Below are 3,072 nucleotides of genomic sequence, written 5' to 3'. Positions count from 1 at the left end.
AGTTTAAATATATTAAATTTATAGTTACGCATAAAAATATTAATTTTTATAATACTTGTCAAAAAAAAGAATTCCTAAGATACTTACAAAAATTTACTGGTTATTTGCTAAAATTGCTTATCAAATATGCTAATCATGGAAAATGAGCAAAATTTCTATAGGAAAGGCTGCCGAATTGCTAGCAGCTGATTGCTCGTATCAATATTTCTGGCAATTTCCGGTAATAACTGACACATATATGGGGATTTTTTTGTCAAGTCAAANATCCGAAAATTATAATACTTGTCAAAAAAAAGAATTCCTAAGATACTTACAAAAATTTACTGGTTATTTGCTAAAATTGCTTATCAAATATGCTAATCATGGAAAATGAGCAAAATTTCTATAGGAAAGGCTGCCGAATTGCTAGCAGCTGATTGCTCGTATCAATATTTCTGGCAATTTCCGGTAATAACTGACACATATTATGGGGATTTTTTTGTCAAGTCAAAAAAATAGTTGATAATAGGGTTGGAGGTGATTTGATTGTACGCCAAAAAACTTGAATTAAAGCTTAATAATCAGGAGCGATCAAAAATGGCTCAATGTGCTGGTTATGCTCGTTTCGTTTACAACTATGGCCTCAATATGGTTAATGGAACTTCTGGCATGACCAAAGTTAACAAACGTGGCCAGGAAGTTAGCTGGAGTTACGCATTACGCATTTTAGAAGCTAAAAAAGTCTTTACTAACTATGTCAAAAAGCAACCAGAATATGCTTGGACTTCTAATTATTCATCTCGCATTNTGGCTCAATGTGCTGGTTATGCTCGTTTCGTTTACAACTATGGCCTCAATATGGTTAATGGAACTTCTGGCATGACCAAAGTTAACAAACGTGGCCAGGAAGTTAGCTGGAGTTACGCATTACGCATTTTAGAAGCTAAAAAAGTCTTTACTAACTATGTCAAAAAGCAACCAGAATATGCTTGGACTTCTAATTATTCATCTCGCATTTATCAAAGTGTTTTTCAACATCTAGGTGAAGCATTTAAACGGTATAAAGAAGGAACCAGTAAGTATCCTCAGTTAAAAAGAAAAAAAGACCGACAATCTTTCACAGTTTATGACGGTAATGGAAAAGTTACAATTAACCCTGGTAAGAAAATTAAAATACCAACATTAGGGACTTTTAGATTATGGGAATCAATTCCTTACACCACAACAAGTCAGACTTTTACTATTAGTAGAACAGGGGAAAAATGGTTTGTTAGTTTTAGTATTGAAGCCGAGAAGTTGCCAGTTCATCCCCTATTAGATGAGCGTAGTGAAGAAACTTTTGGTATAGATGTTGGGGTCAAACAATTTGCAAGTATAGCCAACCTAGAATTGGGGGAAAACGCCCTGATAAGTCTCCCAGACTCTATTAAACTAGAGCAATTAAAGTTAGCTAAGTTTCAATGGTGCAATCGGAATAAACAACTAGGAGGCAAAGGTAAACCACCTTCAAAAAATGGGATTAAATATTACAAAAAACTAGCGAAGTACCATGGTCATATTGCTAATGTGCGTAGAGATTTCATAGAGAAAACTACTACACTCTTAGTGAGTAAAGTAAAACAGGTCTGCTTAGAAAGTTTAAACGTTAAAGGGATGATGCAAAATGGTAAATTAGCAGCATCAATAGCAAGGCTTGGATTTTATGAATTTAGAAAACGATTGACAACCAAAATCGTTGGTTCTGGGGGGACAGTAGTGCTAGCTGACCAGTGGTTTCCATCATCCAAAACTTGTCATAATTGCGGTCATATTAATCAAGAATTAAAGTTAAAAGACCGCACCTTTGACTGTCCTAACTGTGGAATGAGAATAGACCGGGACATGAATGCGGCACTGGTGTTATCTCAGTATGGGGAAGTTAATCAATTTAGTAGGGTAGGCTGTACCCGAATTTACGCTTGTGAACTGGAAGAGGGCGACCTCCCAGGTTGAAGCAAGAAACAAGCATCTTTGACTGGCATAACCAGATTTTACCTAGTGAGTGCCGGAATTGTATAGGTATTGTACAGCAGTAGCAGAAAGTACCCTGAGAAGATGGGAACCTGAAGGCAAAATCAATTCAGAAAGAACCAAGAATGGACATCGCCGATATGATGTAGCCACTCTTCTTGGACCTAGAGCCGGAGAACGTAAAACCATTGGTTATGCCTGTATTTCCAGTTCTGAGCAAACAGCCAATTTAGATAGACAAATTATGGTATTAGAAGCATACTGTAATAATCAGGGCTGGCTAGTAGAAATTATCCGAGATTTAGGTTCAGGAATAAATTACAGAAAAAGGGGACTGGTAAGGTTAATCAAAATGATTTGCTCAGAAAAAGTAGAGCGTTTAGTATTAACTAATAAAGACCGTTTAGTAAGATTCGGTGCTGAACTAATATTTACAATTTGTGAGATATTTGGCACAGAAATTGTAATTATTAATGACTGTTCTGAATCCACAGAAGAAGAATATTTAGAGCGAGATATCTTAGAAATTATCAAAATTTTTACAGCTAGGTTATATGGTAGTCGGAGCAAAAAAAACAAAAAATAGTGGAAAAATTGCAAGACGCAGCTAATCAAATAAATTGATAGGCAAGAATTGAGGCTTCAGCTTTTAGCTGTCAGCTATTAATTTAGTTTCTTTGAAAGAGGAAGTAAAATTCAAAGAGCCAGTAAAAATTAAAAGTTACTCTCAAAGCAGATTAGCTAATCTTCCTCATTAATGAAAAATCTATTAGTGCATTAAGATATAGAAAAAGCTAACTACTAATATATGAATTCTTATGATTGATAGTTACTAAGTCAAAAAATTTAAGTAATATAAGTCATGTAAATCAACTTGCAAAATTACACAATTTATGGTTTAGGGGAGAATATTTTTTTGCTTTTATGAATTAGCTTAATGTAATATAAAGCCAATTTACTATAAACCAATTTTTCCCAAGTGAAAAGTCAATAAATGTTCAATTAACTGATAAAATTTTGAAGGTTTCTCTAACTTTTGATAAATGGCAATAATACCTACACGAATCGCAATCGACGCTATGG

2 protein-coding genes and 1 pseudogene are annotated in these 3,072 nt (G+C 34.4%); all 3 read left to right on the top strand.

What is annotated here, in order from left to right:
* Positions 1-525 precede the first annotated feature (525 nt).
* Positions 526-786: pseudogene (locus AFK68_RS44165) on the top strand (helix-turn-helix domain-containing protein); the annotation flags it as partial.
* Position 787: 1 nt separating this feature from the next.
* Positions 788-1,971 (top strand): RNA-guided endonuclease InsQ/TnpB family protein (locus AFK68_RS44160; protein WP_371357226.1); only part of this gene is annotated, 1,184 nt, incomplete at its 5' end.
* Between the two features lie 58 nt (positions 1,972-2,029).
* Positions 2,030-2,575: an IS607 family transposase gene (locus AFK68_RS04165; RefSeq protein WP_246843988.1), complete on the top strand. Its 546-nt coding sequence runs from the start codon at positions 2,030-2,032 to the stop codon at positions 2,573-2,575.
* Positions 2,576-3,072 lie beyond the last annotated feature (497 nt).

This window comes from Hydrocoleum sp. CS-953, assembly GCF_002260545.1.
In the GTDB taxonomy this organism is placed as follows: Bacteria; Cyanobacteriota; Cyanobacteriia; order Cyanobacteriales; family Microcoleaceae; genus Trichodesmium.
Note: the sequence above shows the minus strand (reverse complement) of the source record. Positions and strands in the feature narration are given on the sequence as shown.